Source organism: Sulfurimonas sp. (genome assembly GCF_028694895.1).
GTDB lineage: Bacteria > Campylobacterota > Campylobacteria > Campylobacterales > Sulfurimonadaceae > Sulfurimonas.
This window is the reverse complement of sequence record NZ_JAQVKA010000005.1, coordinates 37,601-53,091: the sequence shown is the minus strand read 5'-3', so window position 1 is coordinate 53,091 and position 15,491 is coordinate 37,601. Positions and strand designations below refer to the sequence as shown.

The 15,491-nt window shown below is 35.0% G+C and carries 16 protein-coding genes; 13 read left to right on the top strand and 3 right to left on the bottom strand.

Translation table 11 applies throughout. The annotated features are described in order from the left end of the window. Nucleotides 1-100: 100 nt before the first annotated feature. From PHI38_RS10275 to PHI38_RS01715, 7 genes are read left to right on the top strand one after another with little or no spacing between them, the layout of a single operon-like run. Nucleotides 101-220 carry a phospholipase A gene (locus tag PHI38_RS10275; RefSeq protein ID WP_367182597.1) on the top strand — a complete coding sequence of 40 codons (120 nt, stop codon included), beginning with the start codon at nt 101-103 and terminating at the stop codon, nt 218-220. A gap of 59 nt (nt 221-279) precedes the next feature. Next, nucleotides 280-1,113: an FAD-dependent thymidylate synthase gene (locus PHI38_RS01740; RefSeq protein WP_299851927.1), complete on the top strand. Its 834-nt coding sequence runs from the start codon at nt 280-282 to the stop codon at nt 1,111-1,113. A 4-nt stretch (nt 1,114-1,117) separates the two neighbouring features. Next, nucleotides 1,118-1,336, top strand: coding sequence for a hypothetical protein (locus tag PHI38_RS01735; protein WP_299851924.1), 219 nt, complete (start codon nt 1,118-1,120; stop codon nt 1,334-1,336). 8 nt (nt 1,337-1,344) lie between these two features. Further along, complete coding sequence (locus tag PHI38_RS01730; protein WP_299851922.1) at nt 1,345-1,899, top strand: alkylphosphonate utilization protein; 555 nt, start codon at nt 1,345-1,347, stop codon at nt 1,897-1,899. A 17-nt stretch (nt 1,900-1,916) separates the two neighbouring features. Continuing rightward, a complete protein-coding gene (locus PHI38_RS01725) occupies nt 1,917-3,080 on the top strand; it encodes a diguanylate cyclase (RefSeq protein WP_299851919.1) in 1,164 nt (387 codons plus the stop codon). 13 nt (nt 3,081-3,093) lie between these two features. After that, nucleotides 3,094-4,191: a deoxyguanosinetriphosphate triphosphohydrolase gene (locus PHI38_RS01720; protein WP_299851916.1), complete on the top strand. Its 1,098-nt coding sequence runs from the start codon at nt 3,094-3,096 to the stop codon at nt 4,189-4,191. A gap of 8 nt (nt 4,192-4,199) precedes the next feature. Next, on the top strand, nt 4,200-5,687 hold the full coding sequence (locus PHI38_RS01715) for a porin (RefSeq protein WP_299851913.1): 1,488 nt from the start codon (nt 4,200-4,202) through the stop codon (nt 5,685-5,687). A gap of 51 nt (nt 5,688-5,738) precedes the next feature. On the opposite strand, the gene rpsU is transcribed toward PHI38_RS01715, so the two are convergent. Further along, nucleotides 5,739-5,951, bottom strand: a complete 213-nt coding sequence (gene rpsU, locus PHI38_RS01710) for a 30S ribosomal protein S21 (protein ID WP_294890544.1) — start codon at nt 5,949-5,951, stop codon at nt 5,739-5,741. Nucleotides 5,952-6,387: 436 nt separating this feature from the next. On the opposite strand from rpsU, the gene dnaG reads away from it, so the two are divergent. Next, on the top strand, nt 6,388-8,040 hold the full coding sequence (dnaG, locus tag PHI38_RS01705; protein ID WP_299851910.1) for a DNA primase: 1,653 nt from the start codon (nt 6,388-6,390) through the stop codon (nt 8,038-8,040). On the opposite strand, the gene PHI38_RS01700 is transcribed toward dnaG, so the two are convergent. Beyond that, entirely contained in the window at nt 8,030-9,022 is a 993-nt protein-coding gene (locus tag PHI38_RS01700) for a hypothetical protein (protein ID WP_299851907.1), read from the bottom strand. The genes dnaG and PHI38_RS01700 overlap by 11 nt on opposite strands. Nucleotides 9,023-9,161: 139 nt before the next feature. Between PHI38_RS01700 and PHI38_RS01695 the strand changes: the two genes are divergently transcribed. Continuing rightward, entirely contained in the window at nt 9,162-10,358 is a 1,197-nt protein-coding gene (locus PHI38_RS01695; protein ID WP_299851904.1) for a DEAD/DEAH box helicase, read from the top strand. A gap of 48 nt (nt 10,359-10,406) precedes the next feature. Then, nucleotides 10,407-11,387, top strand: coding sequence for an argininosuccinate synthase domain-containing protein (locus PHI38_RS01690; RefSeq protein WP_299851901.1), 981 nt, complete (start codon nt 10,407-10,409; stop codon nt 11,385-11,387). A 13-nt stretch (nt 11,388-11,400) separates the two neighbouring features. On the opposite strand, the gene PHI38_RS01685 is transcribed toward PHI38_RS01690, so the two are convergent. Beyond that, nucleotides 11,401-11,649 carry a hypothetical protein gene (locus PHI38_RS01685; protein ID WP_299851898.1) on the bottom strand — a complete coding sequence of 83 codons (249 nt, stop codon included), beginning with the start codon at nt 11,647-11,649 and terminating at the stop codon, nt 11,401-11,403. 79 nt (nt 11,650-11,728) lie between these two features. Between PHI38_RS01685 and PHI38_RS01680 the strand changes: the two genes are divergently transcribed. The 3 genes from PHI38_RS01680 to PHI38_RS01670 all read left to right on the top strand — a co-directional run bounded on the left by PHI38_RS01680 (nt 11,729) and on the right by PHI38_RS01670 (nt 15,462). Then, the gene (locus PHI38_RS01680; protein WP_299851895.1) at nt 11,729-13,294 is read left to right on the top strand and encodes a flagellar hook-length control protein FliK; all 1,566 of its coding nucleotides are present in this window, start codon (nt 11,729-11,731) and stop codon (nt 13,292-13,294) included. 195 nt (nt 13,295-13,489) lie between these two features. Next, nucleotides 13,490-14,155, top strand: a complete 666-nt coding sequence (locus tag PHI38_RS01675; protein ID WP_299851892.1) for a FlgD immunoglobulin-like domain containing protein — start codon at nt 13,490-13,492, stop codon at nt 14,153-14,155. Between the two features lie 11 nt (nt 14,156-14,166). Next, entirely contained in the window at nt 14,167-15,462 is a 1,296-nt protein-coding gene (locus PHI38_RS01670) for a flagellar hook protein FlgE (RefSeq protein ID WP_299851890.1), read from the top strand. Nucleotides 15,463-15,491 lie beyond the last annotated feature (29 nt).

Sequence of the window (15,491 nt, the reverse complement as noted above, 5' to 3'; positions counted from 1 at the left end):
GAGTAGCAGAAGCAGCAGCTAGAACTTGCTATGACTCATTTGAAAATAGTGAAAATGAAGCTATTCAATATATTGAAAAAAATATGCCAGATAATTCAGTATGTCAAATAAAGATGATCTCTTCTTTTATATGAAGTTTTTTAATGGTTATGGTGAGAGCTTAATCGACTATGATAACCATGTCAAAAAAGTAGGAATAGGCTTTAGCATATCAAGATAGAGGCTTATTAGTAAGCTTTTTATAGTAAAATAATACTTAGCATAAGTGAGGATTGGTGTATGGAAAGTGTTTATGGCATAAAATATTCAAAACCTGAAGTTGTCTTAATACAAGAGACGGGGATAGGAGTAGCAGAAGCAGCAGCTAGAACTTGCTATGACTCATTTGAAAATAGTGAAAATGAAGCTATTCAATATATTGAAAAAAATATGCCAGATAATTCAGTATGTCAAAAAATAAATGCTATTGAGGAGTCAAATCTTTTAGATGATTTGGCTTGGACCTATTTTCATCACTCTATTTTAGAACATGCAAATTTGAGCTTTTTAGTAAGAGGAACAAGTAGAGGCGTACTTCAAGAGCATGCACGCCACCGTATGCAAGCTATTAGTGTAAGAAGTACACGCTATACTATGAGTTCTGTGATAAATGCTTTTGTAGCTTCACAGAGTGCAAATGATAGAGATTTTTTTATAAACAAAGTTTTGAGTTTTGATATGCTCGTTACATGTGATGAGGAGTATAACAAAATTGAGATTGGCGCGATGTATGATAAGCTCCTTTATCAGTCAAAAATAGTAGAAGATTTTAATGAAATTGCAGTGGCTAAAAGCTCACTTGGTGCTCTAGAAGAGTTTAGAGGTAATCCTAGGATGCTCTTTGATGCGCTGGAGAGTGGAAAAAAGAAGCGTAATGTAGGCGATGCTTTTAAGCATATAATTAGTGATAATGTAAAGGTTGATATGGTTGTTACCTTTAATCTTAGAAGTTTAAAAAACTACTTTACATTAAGAGACAGCGGTGCTGCTTATTTTCAGATAAGATGGCTAGCACAAGAGATGATGAAAAAAACACCATCAAAATATTTAGATTTAATCATTAAAAAAAGGTAATTACATGTGGAAATATATTGCGATAAGCTCATTGTTATTTAGTGGATGCTCATATTTTGAGGTTAACTTTGCTATGTGTGAAAATGTAGGTCCAAATAGTGACCCAAGCATGATAGAGAAGTGTAGAAACTACAACGAAGAAGAGGCACAAAAAGCCTTTGATGGAACAAAACATAAATCTACAACCGTACCAGAAGATGCGATTGAGTTTAAAAAATATTAGGAGAAGTTATGAGTGTTGAAGAAGAGTTAAAGAGTAGAAGTGAATCTAAGTGTGAACTTTGTCAAAGTAGTGAGAATCTTAGTGTGTTTGAAGTCGCACCATCAGATGGTAGCGCAGAGCAGTCAGTGTATATCTGCGCTACATGCAAAGAGCAGATAGAAAATCCAGATAAAATAGATGAGGTACACTTTAACTGTCTAAATGATAGTATGTGGAGCGAAGTACCAGCTGTTGTAGTTATGTCATATAGATTGTTAAAGCTTCTTGGAAGAGAAGATTTAGTCGATTCAATCTATATGGAAGATGATGTAAGAGCTTGGGCAGATGCAGGGATAAAAAGTTCAAATAGCGTAGTTGTAAAGGACTCCAATGGAACTATTTTAAACGCAGGTGACAGCGTTGTAATCATAAAAGATTTAGAGGTTAAAGGTGCTGGCTTTACTGCAAAAAGAGGCACAACTGTTAGAAATATCTCAATACCACAAGATGTAGAAGGACATATTGAGGGCAGAGTAAATGGAACAAAAATTTATTTAAAAACAGAGTTCCTAAAAAAAGCGTAGCTTAACAAAGAAGGTATATGAACCCATTAAAATTAATAGCAATAAATATATCTATACCTCTTTTTATATCTCTAACTCTTGGGTCACTCATTTTTTATGAGAAGAAGATACCAGAAGTTATATTTAGCATAATCCCGTATCTGTTTTATGCTATAACAGTAGCTATTTTATGGATTTCATGGCATTTTAACAGAAACAGATTTATATTTATAATTCTCCCTCTTCTTTTGATATATATAGCCTTTGAGCATCTAGGAGCTAAAAGAGCAACTGATCTTTTTCTTTACGTCTCAATGCTCTACCCGCTACATATTCTTCTCTTTTTGTCACTTAAAGAGCGAGGCCTTTTCTCAATCTGGGGAGTGCTAAAAATAGCCTTTTTTATAGTTGAGATAGCAGTTGTTCTATATTTTGTCTTTTATCCAAATAGTGATATTATTACACTTTTAAAGACAAAACTCTTTACAACTTCTTTTTATCCAATCGAAGATATAGCACTAGCTATCGCTATTTTTGTTATAACTGTGATAGCAATATTATTGATATTTAACAGATCTATTCTTTACAATAGCTCGTTTTTGATTATAGTTTTAACATTTTATACGGGCTTTTATTTTATAAAAACTCCACATGCAAAAGAGTTGTTACTTTTATCAATAAGTATAATTATATTTATTTTACTCATCAGAGAGTCTTATCGCTTGGCTTTTTATGATGAGCTAACATCACTTCCAGGAAGAAGAGCTTTGATGGAAGATATGGCAAAGCTAGGTATGAAATACTCTTTTGCAATGATAGACATAGACCATTTTAAAAAATTTAATGATACTTATGGGCATGATACTGGTGATGAAGTTTTAAAAATGGTTGCTGCAAAATTGGCAGAGGTTGGTGGTGGCGGAAAAGCTTATCGGTATGGAGGAGAGGAGTTTGTTTTGCTCTTTCCTTCGCGAGAGTTAGATGAGTCATATACAAGTACAGATACCTTAAGAGAGGTAATTGCTAAGACACCTTTTGTAGTTAGAAATAAACAAAACTCAAAAAAGATATATATAAATATCTCTTGTGGAGTTGTGCAAAAAAACTCTCAAGACAAAGACCCATTTGCGGTTATGAAAAGAGCTGATAATGCTCTATATAAGGCGAAAAAAGCTGGAAGAAACCAAGTGATAAAAGCATAAAGGAGGATTGATAATGCAAGCATATGATAGATTTTACACAATAGATAAAGATTTTAGAAATCCTTACGCAAGAGATAGAGACAGAATTATTCACTCTGGAAGTTTTAGAAAACTTGAGTATAAAACACAAGTCTTTTTAAATCAAGAGGGAGACTTTTTTCGTACACGCCTTACCCACTCAATAGAAGTTTCACAAATTGCCCGCTCAATTACCTCTCACCTAGGATTAAATGAATCATTAGCTGAGGCGATAGCACTTGCACATGACTTAGGACACACCCCTTTTGGCCATATAGGTGGAGATACGCTTGATGAGTGTCTGAAGAGTGATGGTTTTAAAAATGGGTTTGAGCATAACTTTCAAAGTTTTAGGGTTGTATCATCACTAGAGAAGCGTTATAAAGGGTTTGATGGGCTCAATCTTACTTTTGCAACGTTAGAGGGGATACTAAAACACTCATACCCTTATAAAAAGAGTTTCTTACCCTCTTTTATTGATGAGAAATTCAATCTTGAAACACATCCAAGTATTGAGGCTATGGTGGTTGATAGAGCTGATGAGATTGCGTATATAACTCACGATATCGATGATGGTGTAAACTCAGGTCTGATACGCTTTGATGATCTAAGAGAGAGTCTATTAATCAAAGAGATTTTACAAAAGGTTAAAGATGAGGGGATTAGTGAAGATGAAGATGAGATGTTTAGGTATCGTTTTGTCTCACACCTAATCAATCATCTTGTATACTCCCTCATAGATTTCTCAAAAGATAAAATTGATAATAGTAAAATATATAGTGCCTCACTCCCGAGTAAGAGTGAATTACCAATAGGTTTTGAGCCAAAACTTGAGACTGAGATAAAAAAACTAAAAAAACTTCTCTTTAGTAAGCTATATCAACATAAAGATATTATGATAAAAATGTATGCGGGCAAACAGGCTATAAAAGGGCTCTATGTAGGCTTAAACGAAGAGCCTAAGATGATGCCTAAATTTTACCTAGAGCAGTTGCAAAGTAGGAATAAGCATAGAGTAATAGCTGATTATATAGCTTCTATGAGCGATAGACATGCTTTATCATTTTACAATGATATGTATGGGAGATTGTAGTTAAGAATATGAAAGAGAAATATTTTGTACTGATTTTTATTATAGCTACCTCTATTGTTGCGTCTGTTTTTATCTATACGCTCAAAACAATAGAGAAAAAAGAGCCTCAAACAAAAAGCAGAAGCTATAATAAAATAAATGGTGCAAAAAATATTTATAAAACTGATGAAAATGGGACTGAGGCAGGTTTATTAAATCTATCTCAAGAAGATATAAACAGTTCAATTGTTGATATAAATGAAACTCTTTTGTCAAATGTTGATGTAAATGTCATGAAAGAAAGTGCCGCCTCAAGCGAGGATTACGCCCTTGTTGTAGAGGAAGATGCAGCGCAAACTACGGTATTTAATAAAAATTTTACTTTGGATGAAATAGAAAAAAGAAAAAATAAAGATAAGAATGTTGAGGATTCTTCTTCTGGTGATGATGTTTCTGCACAGCTTGAAGAGATAATTAGCGATAGAGATAGGCTGCTTAACAATGAAAACATCCCAGAGTGGATAAAAGAGGGCATCAGAGGGCTAAATGTTTTAAAGTATGAGTATAACTTGGATATTGGTATATCTTATAGAGGGGTTGCTCAGTATGAGAGCGTTAGTGATACTTTTGGAAGTGGTGGTAATCTTGATATTTTTGGAATATATAAATCAACTCCAAATTCGAGTTTTGGCTTTAACCTCAGAAGTAGAAACAATTATGGTGGATACTCAAGTAAAGAGTATAGCGATAAGATAGGCTCTCTTTATCCCGTTTCGCCATCTCATGAGAACTTATCTCCATATGTTACGGAGTTTTGGTATCAATATATCTTTGATGATTTAAGAGTTCGTTTTGGATTTTTAAATCGTAACTCTTTTATTGACAACTCATTTTATAAAAATCAAAATAGATATTTTTTAAGCCATACTTTCTCACACTCTCCATACAATTCACTCCCTGAAAATGGGCCAGGAGTAGTTTTAAAGTATAAAAAACCAAGTTATTATACCCTTGCTTATTTTGCAGATGCTGACGTAAAAAAAGGGGAATCTTTAGGAAATATAATAGATAGAGATTTCAAGCTCTACTCTGCACTGGAGTTTGGTTTAACACCAGAAGATGGTCTATACTATATCACCTTATGGGACAAGGACTCTAAAGATAATAAAAAAGAGAAAAACCAAGGCGCTATCTTCTCTTTTAACCACATACTTGAAAATGAGTATAAAGTATTTGCAAAGTATGCAGTCTCTACTGATGCGCTAGAAGAAGAGCATATCTCACTAGGTATTGGGCGAAAAGATTTATATAAGACAAATGATTTGCTCTCAGTTGCAGTTGGCTATGCAAAGCCAAATGAAGACTATAGAGCTCAAAGCACAACAGAGATATTTTATAGATATGAAATATATTATGGGGTACAGTTTACAACTAGTATGCAGTTTATTTATCATCCATCAAAATCAGATGAAACTTGGGCAGTTTTGCCTGGAGTAAGAGTTAGAGTAGCTTTTTAAGAGAGTTTATTTTGTATGTAGAGGAAAAAACACAGCCCGAAGGCTTATGTTCTATAGGCGTGATTCGTAACGTCTCATCATATAAAGACGTTTCAGCATTTTTTTACGAGAAGCAATTAAGAATTTCTTACGCTTATCAGTTTTCGTTTCATGGAAACGGCGAGCACGAGCTTCAGTAACGATTAAGTTACGATCAGTCTGCTTTTTAAAACGACGATAAGATGCATCAAAATTGTCATCACTACGTAGTACAATACCTGGCATATCACATCACCCACTTTCTTTAAAATTTGAACCGCAATTGTATCATAAATAACTTCGCATAAAATTATTTAATAAAATTTATAGGGATTTGTATATAAATTGATATAAATCAATAATAGGTTTCTTTAAATCGGATAAAATTACTCTGATTTAAAATTCTAGAGCGTAATGCGTTCTTACCAAAGGAAATGAAATGAAAAAATTCATTTTAGCAATCACAATAATGTTAGGTGCCCTCCAAGCTGATAGTATTGTACATTACGATGTACAAGAAACAAATACACCGATTAGTAAACCTAATCACCCGACTACAGATATTTATTAATATCTAGATTTTTTTTCTCCTTCTAAAATAGGTCCTAAAATGACCTATTTTAGTAAATGTCACCAGACTTCAAAAACCTCCCTTTAACTAACATTTTTGTATAATTCATACATGATTACACAAGACTCCATAGAAGCCCTAAAAGCACGCCTTGATATTGTTGATGTTGTAGGTTCTTATGTAGAGTTAAAAAAAGCTGGTGCAAATTATAAAGTTCCATGCCCTTTTCATGATGAGAAAAGCGCCTCTTTTGTGGTTAGCCCCGCAAAACAGATATATCACTGTTTTGGATGTGGTGCTGGCGGCGATAGCATAAAGTTTGTTATGGAGTATGAAAAACTAAACTACCCAGAAGCACTTGAAAAACTTGCTTCAACGTATAACTTCTCTCTATCTTACAGCGATAGCAAAAGCCCTAAAGTTCGTTCAGGGATTATGGAGAAGATAGACGCGTGGTATCGCTATCTTTTTACAAAAAATCCTCAAGTTATCTCTTATATAAAAGAGCGTGGCATCTATGAAAATAGTATAGAGAAGTTTGGCATAGGATACGCACCAGACTCAAATGCAACTATCTCATATATAAAATCACAGTTATTTAACATGAATGAAGCCATAGAGATGGGAATTGTAGGAAGCGAGAACTCAAGAACGTTTGCAAGGTTTATAGAACGCATTACCTTTCCTATCCACTCTGCAAATGGAACCATTGTTGGTTTTGGTGGCAGAACTATAACGGGGCACCAAGCAAAATATGTAAACTCTCCAGAGACCCCATACTTTAATAAATCTCGTCTTTTATATGCTTATCATCATGCTAAACAAAGTATCCATAAAACAAAAGAGGTAATTATAACAGAGGGCTATCTCGATGTTATAATGCTTCATCAAGCAGGGTTTACCAATGCTGTTGCAACACTTGGAACAGCTCTAACGCCAGAGCATTTGCCTCTTTTACGTAAGGGTGAGCCAAAAATTATAATGGCTTATGATGGAGATAAAGCAGGGCGAGCAGCTGCTCTTAAAGCCTCAAAGCTACTTAGTGCAGGTGGATTTAATGGTGGAGTTGTAATCTTTTTGGATGGTATGGATCCAGCGGATATGGTAAAAAATGGTGCTGTTGAAGAGCTGTCAACTATGTTTAGAGAACCACAACCTTTTATAGAGTTTGTGTTAGATGAGATTTTATCGCTCTATAACCTAAGTGATCCAAAAGCAAGAGAGCTCTGTATGCAAGATGCAATAGCTTATCTTAAAACTCTCTCACCAATGCTTCAAGAGGAGTATAAATCATACTTGGCCTCAAGATTTGGAGTGAGCCCTTCTCTTATCAAGATAACAAATCAGATAAACACTAACCAAAATACTCATTTCATAGATAAAAATCGTCATAAAGATATGTGGGAGTTAAGCCTTATAAAAACAGTTTTAGAGTCTCCTGAGTTTATAGATCAGATTTTAGATGTGCTAGATCCATCACTTTTAAAGTTTCACTCATTAGAATTTTCTTTGGCATTAAGTGGAGAGTTTTCTCATCCAGAGCTTATGGCCATAGCTGTTGATGAACAGATAAAAGCGCTCAAAGATGAAGAGGCACTAAAGGCTGAGTTAATTTCATTTTTGATGAAACATTATGAGAGAGAGTACAAGAAAGTAAATGTTCGCTCAGATATTTCGTTTGAGCAAAAAGCTTTTTATATTCGTAAGTTTAAAGGAAAGATTGCACTCTTAAAAAGAGGCGAACTTGTAACTTTTAAGAGCTAGGCTCATCTTTTGGTTTACGCTCTTTTATAGTTATCTTTCTTCCTACATTTTTTGGCGCTTCAATATTTTCTCTAGGCTTTCCGTCATATTTATGATTTCTCTCACCACTTTTACCAGAGAATTTAGCTTTACCGCTATCATCTTTGCCTAAAAATTTATTTGGTTTTTTACCTGATTTATCATACTTTTTTTCACCATCATATTTTGGCTTATCCCACTTAGGTTTGTCAAATGGCTTACGCTCAGAACTCTCACCATCACTTTTTGGTTTATCCCATTTAGGTTTATCGAATGGTTTGCGCTCGGAGTTTTCACCATCTCTCTTAGGCTTATCATATTTTGGTTTGTCGTATTTGGGCTTATCAAACTTTGGTTTATCAAATGCTTTACGCTCAGAGCCTTCAGCATCTCTTTTTGGCTTATCCCATTTAGGTTTATCAAACCTTGGCTTGTCAAATGATTTTTTATATTCTGTTTGTGTTTTCTCATAAGAAGGCTTATCAGAAGCATCGGGGTCAAATTTATAGACGCTTTTCTCTTTTTGAAGAGATTTTTGAGCAATTTTCATCTTTTCTTGAGGTTCATATTCATAACCAACAATGATATCTTGTCTAATAACTCTTTTAAGAATCGTCTCAATTGGGTAGAGGTTTTGTTGCTCACTTATGTCAAGGAGTATAATAGCGCCCTCTTTTGCTCTTGATAATCTTGACATGTAAATATCAGCTGATGGTAAATCATAACTAATTAAAAGGTCACACATCAGATCTGGCTGATTTACTAACTCATCATCATTAACAACAGTAGCGTTTTTTGCCTCTGTTATCTCTTTAGTAAGCTCAATATCTTGTGAAGAAGCAACTAGAATATTTAACATACTGTTTTGCTCTAGTAGGAGTGTAAGAAGAGAGAGTTTTTTATCATTAGGACAAGGATGAATACGGTGTTTATTGTGTTTTATGATGATTTTAGCACTTGACATAAGGTGTCCTAAGAGGGTATCTTGAATATTTATCCGGCATTATATCTGAACATTAGCACAAATTATGCTATTCTATGGTTATATTAAGCTTTAAAGCTTAACAAATCTTCCACAAAAACAATTAAAAATCAGGAAAATAATGTCATTTACAACACTAGGTTTATCTGCTCCTATATTAAAAGCTATAAAAGAACAAGGCTATACAGAGCCAACACCAATCCAAAAACAAGCCATCCCAGTTATCCTTAGTAAAAAAGACATTTTAGCAGGTGCACAAACAGGAACAGGCAAGACAGCAGGTTTTACACTTCCACTTCTTGAGCTTCTAAGCAGAGATAAATCATCAACTAAAAAGAGAGTACGAGCACTTATTTTAACACCAACAAGAGAGTTAGCAGCGCAAGTTGGAGAGAGTGTTGGTCTTTATGGAAAATACCTCCCTTTTACTTCAACAATTATCTATGGCGGAGTGAGTATAAACCCACAATTAGCAGCTCTTCGCAGAGGTGTTGATATAGTTATAGCAACACCGGGAAGATTGCTTGACCATCTCTCTCAAAAAAGCATAGATTTAAAAGAAGTTGAGTTTTTAATACTTGATGAAGCTGATAGAATGCTTGATATGGGTTTTATAAATGATATAAAGAAAGTCTTAGCAGTTCTTCCTAAAAACAAACAAACTCTACTCTTCTCTGCGACTTATTCGGATGAGATTAAAAAGCTCTCCAATGCTTTGTTAAACTCACCAACTCTCATAGAAGTTGAGCGTCCAAACAGAACTGCGCAAAGCATAAAACAGGTAGTTTATCCAGTAGATAAAGAGCGTAAACGTGAGCTTTTAGTGCATCTTATAAAAGAGGGTCAATGGCAACAAGTTCTTGTCTTTACAAGAACAAAGCATGGAGCAAACAAGTTAAGTGCACAGCTTGAAAAAGATGGCATAAGCTCAAGTGCTATTCATGGAAATAAAAGTCAAAACGCTAGAATGAAGGCCTTACAAGAGTTTAAAGATGGCGATATAAGAGTGCTTGTTGCAACAGATATTGCAGCAAGAGGAATAGATATAGACCAACTCCCACATGTTATAAATTATGAGCTTCCAAATATAGCAGAAGATTATGTTCATAGAATTGGAAGAACAGGGCGCGCTGGAAGCACAGGTGACGCTATATCACTTGTTTGTATAGATGAGCATGAGTACCTCGCAGGAATAGAGAAGCTTATAAAGAGTGATATCCAAAAGGTTTGGTTAAAAGATTTTAAACCAGACCCTACTATTAAAGCCGAGCCTATAAATCAAGGTGGGCAAAGAGGCTCTCATAAGAAAAGAAGATAAGTAGTGTATAATTTTATAATTTAAATTATCAATTTTACAAGGAGAGTAATGAAAGCAATCGCACTATTTAGCGGCGGACTAGACTCAACTTTGGCGTTAAAACTAATAATCGATCAAGGTATTGAGGTTTTAGCGGTGAATATTAACACAGGTTTTGGAAGCACTAAAGACAGGTTAGAACATATGCAAAATATGTGCGCTCAAGTTGGAGCAGAGTTAAAAATAATAGATATCGAGAGTGAATATCTGCAAGATGTTCTTTTTGATCCAAAACATGGTTATGGCAAAAACTTCAACCCATGTATTGATTGTCATGCAAAGATGTTCGCAGTTGCAAAAAGAGTCATGGAGAGTGAGGGAGCATCATTTCTTATAAGTGGTGAGGTTTTAGGACAACGCCCAATGAGCCAAAACAAAGATGCTATGCAGACAGTTTTAAATGAGAGCAATTGTGATGGACTACTTCTTCGTCCACTCTCAGCTAAAGCTCTAGCTCCTACACTTGCAGAGATAAATGGCTGGGTTGATAGAGAGAAGTTAGAAGGTATCGTAGGAAGAAGTCGTGACAGACAGCTCGAGCTCGTAGCAGAGATAGGTTTAGAAGATTTTGAAAGCCCTGGTGGAGGATGTCTTTTAACGGATGAGAATTTTGCAAAAAAAATGCTTGATTTTATAAAATATGATAAGTTTGAAGTAAAAGATATTCCAGTTATGAAATTTGGTCGTCATCTAAGACTCCCAGATGGTGCAAAGCTTGTTGTTGGAAGAAACAAAGATGAAAATTTACACTTGCAAAATATAGATAGCCAAAAATACAATCATGTAAAAACAGTAGCGCTACCAGGCCCTCATTCACTACTTAGTAAAAATGCGACTAAAGCAGATAGAGAGTTAGCAGCAAAGATAATTCTTACATACTGTAAAACAAAAGAGGATACTGAGTACACTATTTTGTATGACAATGCAGATGAGATTCAAGCAGCTCCATTTGATTCAAGGGATGAGCTAAAACCATATACGGTTATGTAGTTTTTAAAGAGTTTTAATTGCTAGAAGGGTTCTTATTTTTAGCTTTTTTGTAAAACTCTATCGCATCTGAGATTTTTTGCTCTTTATAAACCTTTTTATCACACACCAATCTACAAGTTACTTTTACATTTTTAGAAGCTTGTAGATTTTGCTCGCCTTTTTTTGTCTCATACGCAGATAGATCCATATCTCTCATATCTAGAGTTTCAAATGGGCTCTTAGCAAATAACAGTAGCGGTAAAAGTAGTAGTAAATGTTTCATGGTTAAAATTATAACTTAATAGTGGAATACAATGTGCTACTGATTCTAAAATCTTTATATTAAAGACAAAGGAGAGTCAGTGGTTTTACTAGATATGAAAAACACTAATGGATCATCTTCACCTTCGCCGCTAAATTTAGCTGCTCCAAAAGAGAAGCCTACTATCTCATTTTCAGAACTCCTTCGAGGAGCTAGTGATGCAAAAGATAAAAAAGTTGTCCAAAATGGCTCACTTGTTTTAGCGCTCTCTAACGAAGAGAAGAGTATCAAAACGCCAAAGGCAACGTCATCAAAGGTAACTACACTTACCTCTCTTATGCAGACACAAGAAGTAAAAGTTGAAAAAAAAGAAAAAGAGCCTTTAGAGTTAAATCCAAAGTTGGTAGCTACACTAAGTAGTGCCGAGATAAAAACTCTTATAAGTGATGCAAAAAGCTATCTTAAATCAAAAATTCAAGAGAGTGATGGTTATAAAAAAGCTGAGATTAAAGAGCTTCCTACTACGCTAAAGGGATTAGCTGAGATGGCTAAGAAGTTTGATATAGATGTAAGTAAGATAACTCTTCAAGAAGTTAAAGAACACTCTCTAGGCAAAGTTGATACATTAAAACAGGATAATGTTTTAAAAGCAGAGCCCCCAAAAGAACCAAAAACAGAGGTTACAAAAGAGGCCCTAAAAACTCCAAAAGATTTGCCACCAGAGAACAAAGAGATAAAAACAGAGAGTCCAAAAGAGGTTATACAAGATAAAAAGCCTCAACTACAAGAGATGACCAAGCAACAAACTGTGCAAAATACGCCTTTAAAAACTGAGCATACAGAGATGCGAGCTGATGAGAAGCAGAGTGAAGTTCTAAAAGAGATAAAAGCAACACCTCTTTTTAAAGCTCAAAGTGTAACTGAGCATGCAACAACAGAGCAGATTGTTCAGGCAAAAGTAAATAGCACATCTTTAAAAGCAGAGCAAAAAACACCAAAAGAGAAAGCAGATGAGACATTAAAACTTCTGCTTCATGGTGAGAGATCATCACGAGACTCATCATCTCTAACGGCTGATTTTTCAGTAAATAGTGCCAAAGTGGTTGCTCCAAGCTTAACTCAAGAGAATACAAAATCACTTGAGAAGCTTCTTCAAGGGGAGTCTTTTGTATCAGAAGCACCTTCTCAAAGCAAAGTGGACTCTTTAGGTGTAAGTAAAGCAGATAGCTTTGAAGTTAAGATAAATGAAGCAAAACAGATGATTAAGTATCTCTCAAATGATATAAAAAATGCAATTGATGAGTATAAATCTCCATTTACAAGGGTAAAAGTTCAGTTAAATCCACAACATTTGGGGGAAGTTGATTTAACCGTAGTTCAAAGAGGTAAAAATTTACATGTGAGTATCAGCTCAAACAATACGGCTATAAATACACTCTCAATGAATATAAACGAGCTAAAGACGCAGTTAAACAATAGTGGAATAAATAGTGCTACATTTAACTTCAATAGTAGTTCACAAAATGGTGATAATTCATCTGGGGCATTTCAGCAACAGAGACAAAATGAGCAAAAGGCTCAGACAGAGTACAACCATTTTGAAAATGAAGAGGCACATGAAGAGATAATTAGCTCTTTAGAGATTATCGTTCCACGGTACATATAATTGTTACACACTAAAACGAACTCGTCCGTTTTAGAGGCAGGGACTAAAGTCCCTACAACCCCCTTGTCATGGAGTATGCCATTGGTTAGCATACCTAAAAGCTACGAAAAACATAGTTTTTCGAGAAAAGAAAGATACTTACGTCTTTTTTATAAAAGTACGTAAAATCACTATATAAATAAAAAAGGAAGTGTTATGGCAATCACATCAACAGGATTAAATGCAGCAACAAATGCAGAGTATGCAGCGGCAAACACATCAACAGACAAATCAGTTTTAGGTAAAGATGACTTTATGAAGTTGCTACTAGTAGAGCTTCAGTATCAAGATCCAACTGAGCCTATGGATACCGAGAAGATTTTAACTCAAACTTCACAGCTTGCAACTCTAGAAGCATCTGAAAATACTAATAAGGCATTGTCTGATTTAGCAGCTTCTATGGGCTCTTCTCAGCAGTTTAGTACAATTTCTGCAATAGGTAAAACAGCAGATTTGGGCAGTAATGCTATTGTGCTTGATAAGGGAACAAATTCTACATTTGAGATGTACTTCCCAGATGACGTAGAGCAAGGGAGTGTTCAAATCCTTGATGTAAATGGAAATACTATAAAAACAATAGATGTTGGAACAAACCCTAGAGGTGTATATGAATTCACATGGGATGGAACAAATGCAGGTGGCCAAGGCGTAGAGAGTGGATACTACTATGTAACAGCCTCTTATACAAACCCAGATGGAGCACAGCTAAATACGAGAATGGGTGCTTATCCTATAGAGTCTGTTAAATTTGATAAAGGTGAGACTTACTTTAAACTTGGTTCTAATTATGTTCCACTAGCTAACGTTAAAGAAGTTTACTAAAGGATTCTCTTATGATGATTCAAGCTTTTTATACAGGGATTAGCGGAGTTAAAGCACATCAGACTGCTATTGATGTGGTTGCCGATAATTTAGCAAACACAAGCACTCTAGGCTTTCGTGGCTATAGTAGTGAATTTTCATCTCTTTTTGAAAAATCAGTTGTAGGCCCTTCTGATAGAAATGCGGGAGTTGGTTTAGGTACAAGTGTAAATGCCATAACGATGGATAATAATAGTGGTGTTATTCAGCTTAGTGAGAGAAATACAGATCTAGCTATCATGGGAGATGGTTGGTTTGGTATTCAAGGTGAAGGTGCTCCTATATATACCCGCGATGGAAGCTTTACATTTGATAGAGAGAGAGACTTAGTAACTGCTGATGGATATTATGTTCTAGGAACAATGGGTAAAAATATTAACAATGGTGTCTTAACTCAGCAGCTAAGTGAAGTAGGGCTAGGAAATGTAGCAACGCAGGAAAAACTTCGTTTTCCAAACGAGCTAACTTATCCAGTTTCACCCACAACTGAAGCTAAATTTTTTGGAAATTTAGGTCTTGATGATACAACAAGGGTTATAAGTTCTAAAGCAATTGACGCACAAAGCAATACAAACAATATAAGATTAGAGTTTAACAAAGTCGTTCCACAAGTCTCTCCTGGTACACAGTGGAATGTTGTAGCGACAGCTCAAAGTGCAGGAGTTCAAACGTTTTATAATGAACAGACTGGGGAAACTACTTATCTTCCGGATGAAATTTATGATACACAAAGTGGCGTAGTCTCTTTTGATGATAGCGGTGTTATCGTATCAAATACACTCTCAACTATAAACAATAATGGCACACCCGTAAATATAAATTTAGGCACTGGCTATGAGGGCCTTATATCAATGAACAACCCTTTTAGTGGTTCAAGTACTTCTGATGGAGTTAAATCAGGTGAGCTTTATGGGTATGAGATAAATAAAAATGGACAGATTATTGCAACTTTTTCTAATGGTATGCAAAGTTCAATAGGTTCTGTTGCTGTTTATCATTTTCAAAATGATAAAGGGCTAGAGAGAATAAACGGCTCAAGATTTAGTGAATCAACAAACAGTGGCAGACCTATATTTTTTCAAGATGCAAATGGAAATAATATATTGGGTACAGATTTGAGTAACTTTAAATTAGAGGGCTCAAACGTACGTATGGAAGTTGCGCTTACCGAGATTATTATTATGCAAAGATCATATGATGCAAATTCAAAGTGTATAACAACAGCAGATCAGATGTTACAAAAAGCCCTTAATATGAGCGCTAAATAGAGTTGGAACACTAAATGCTAATTAATCAT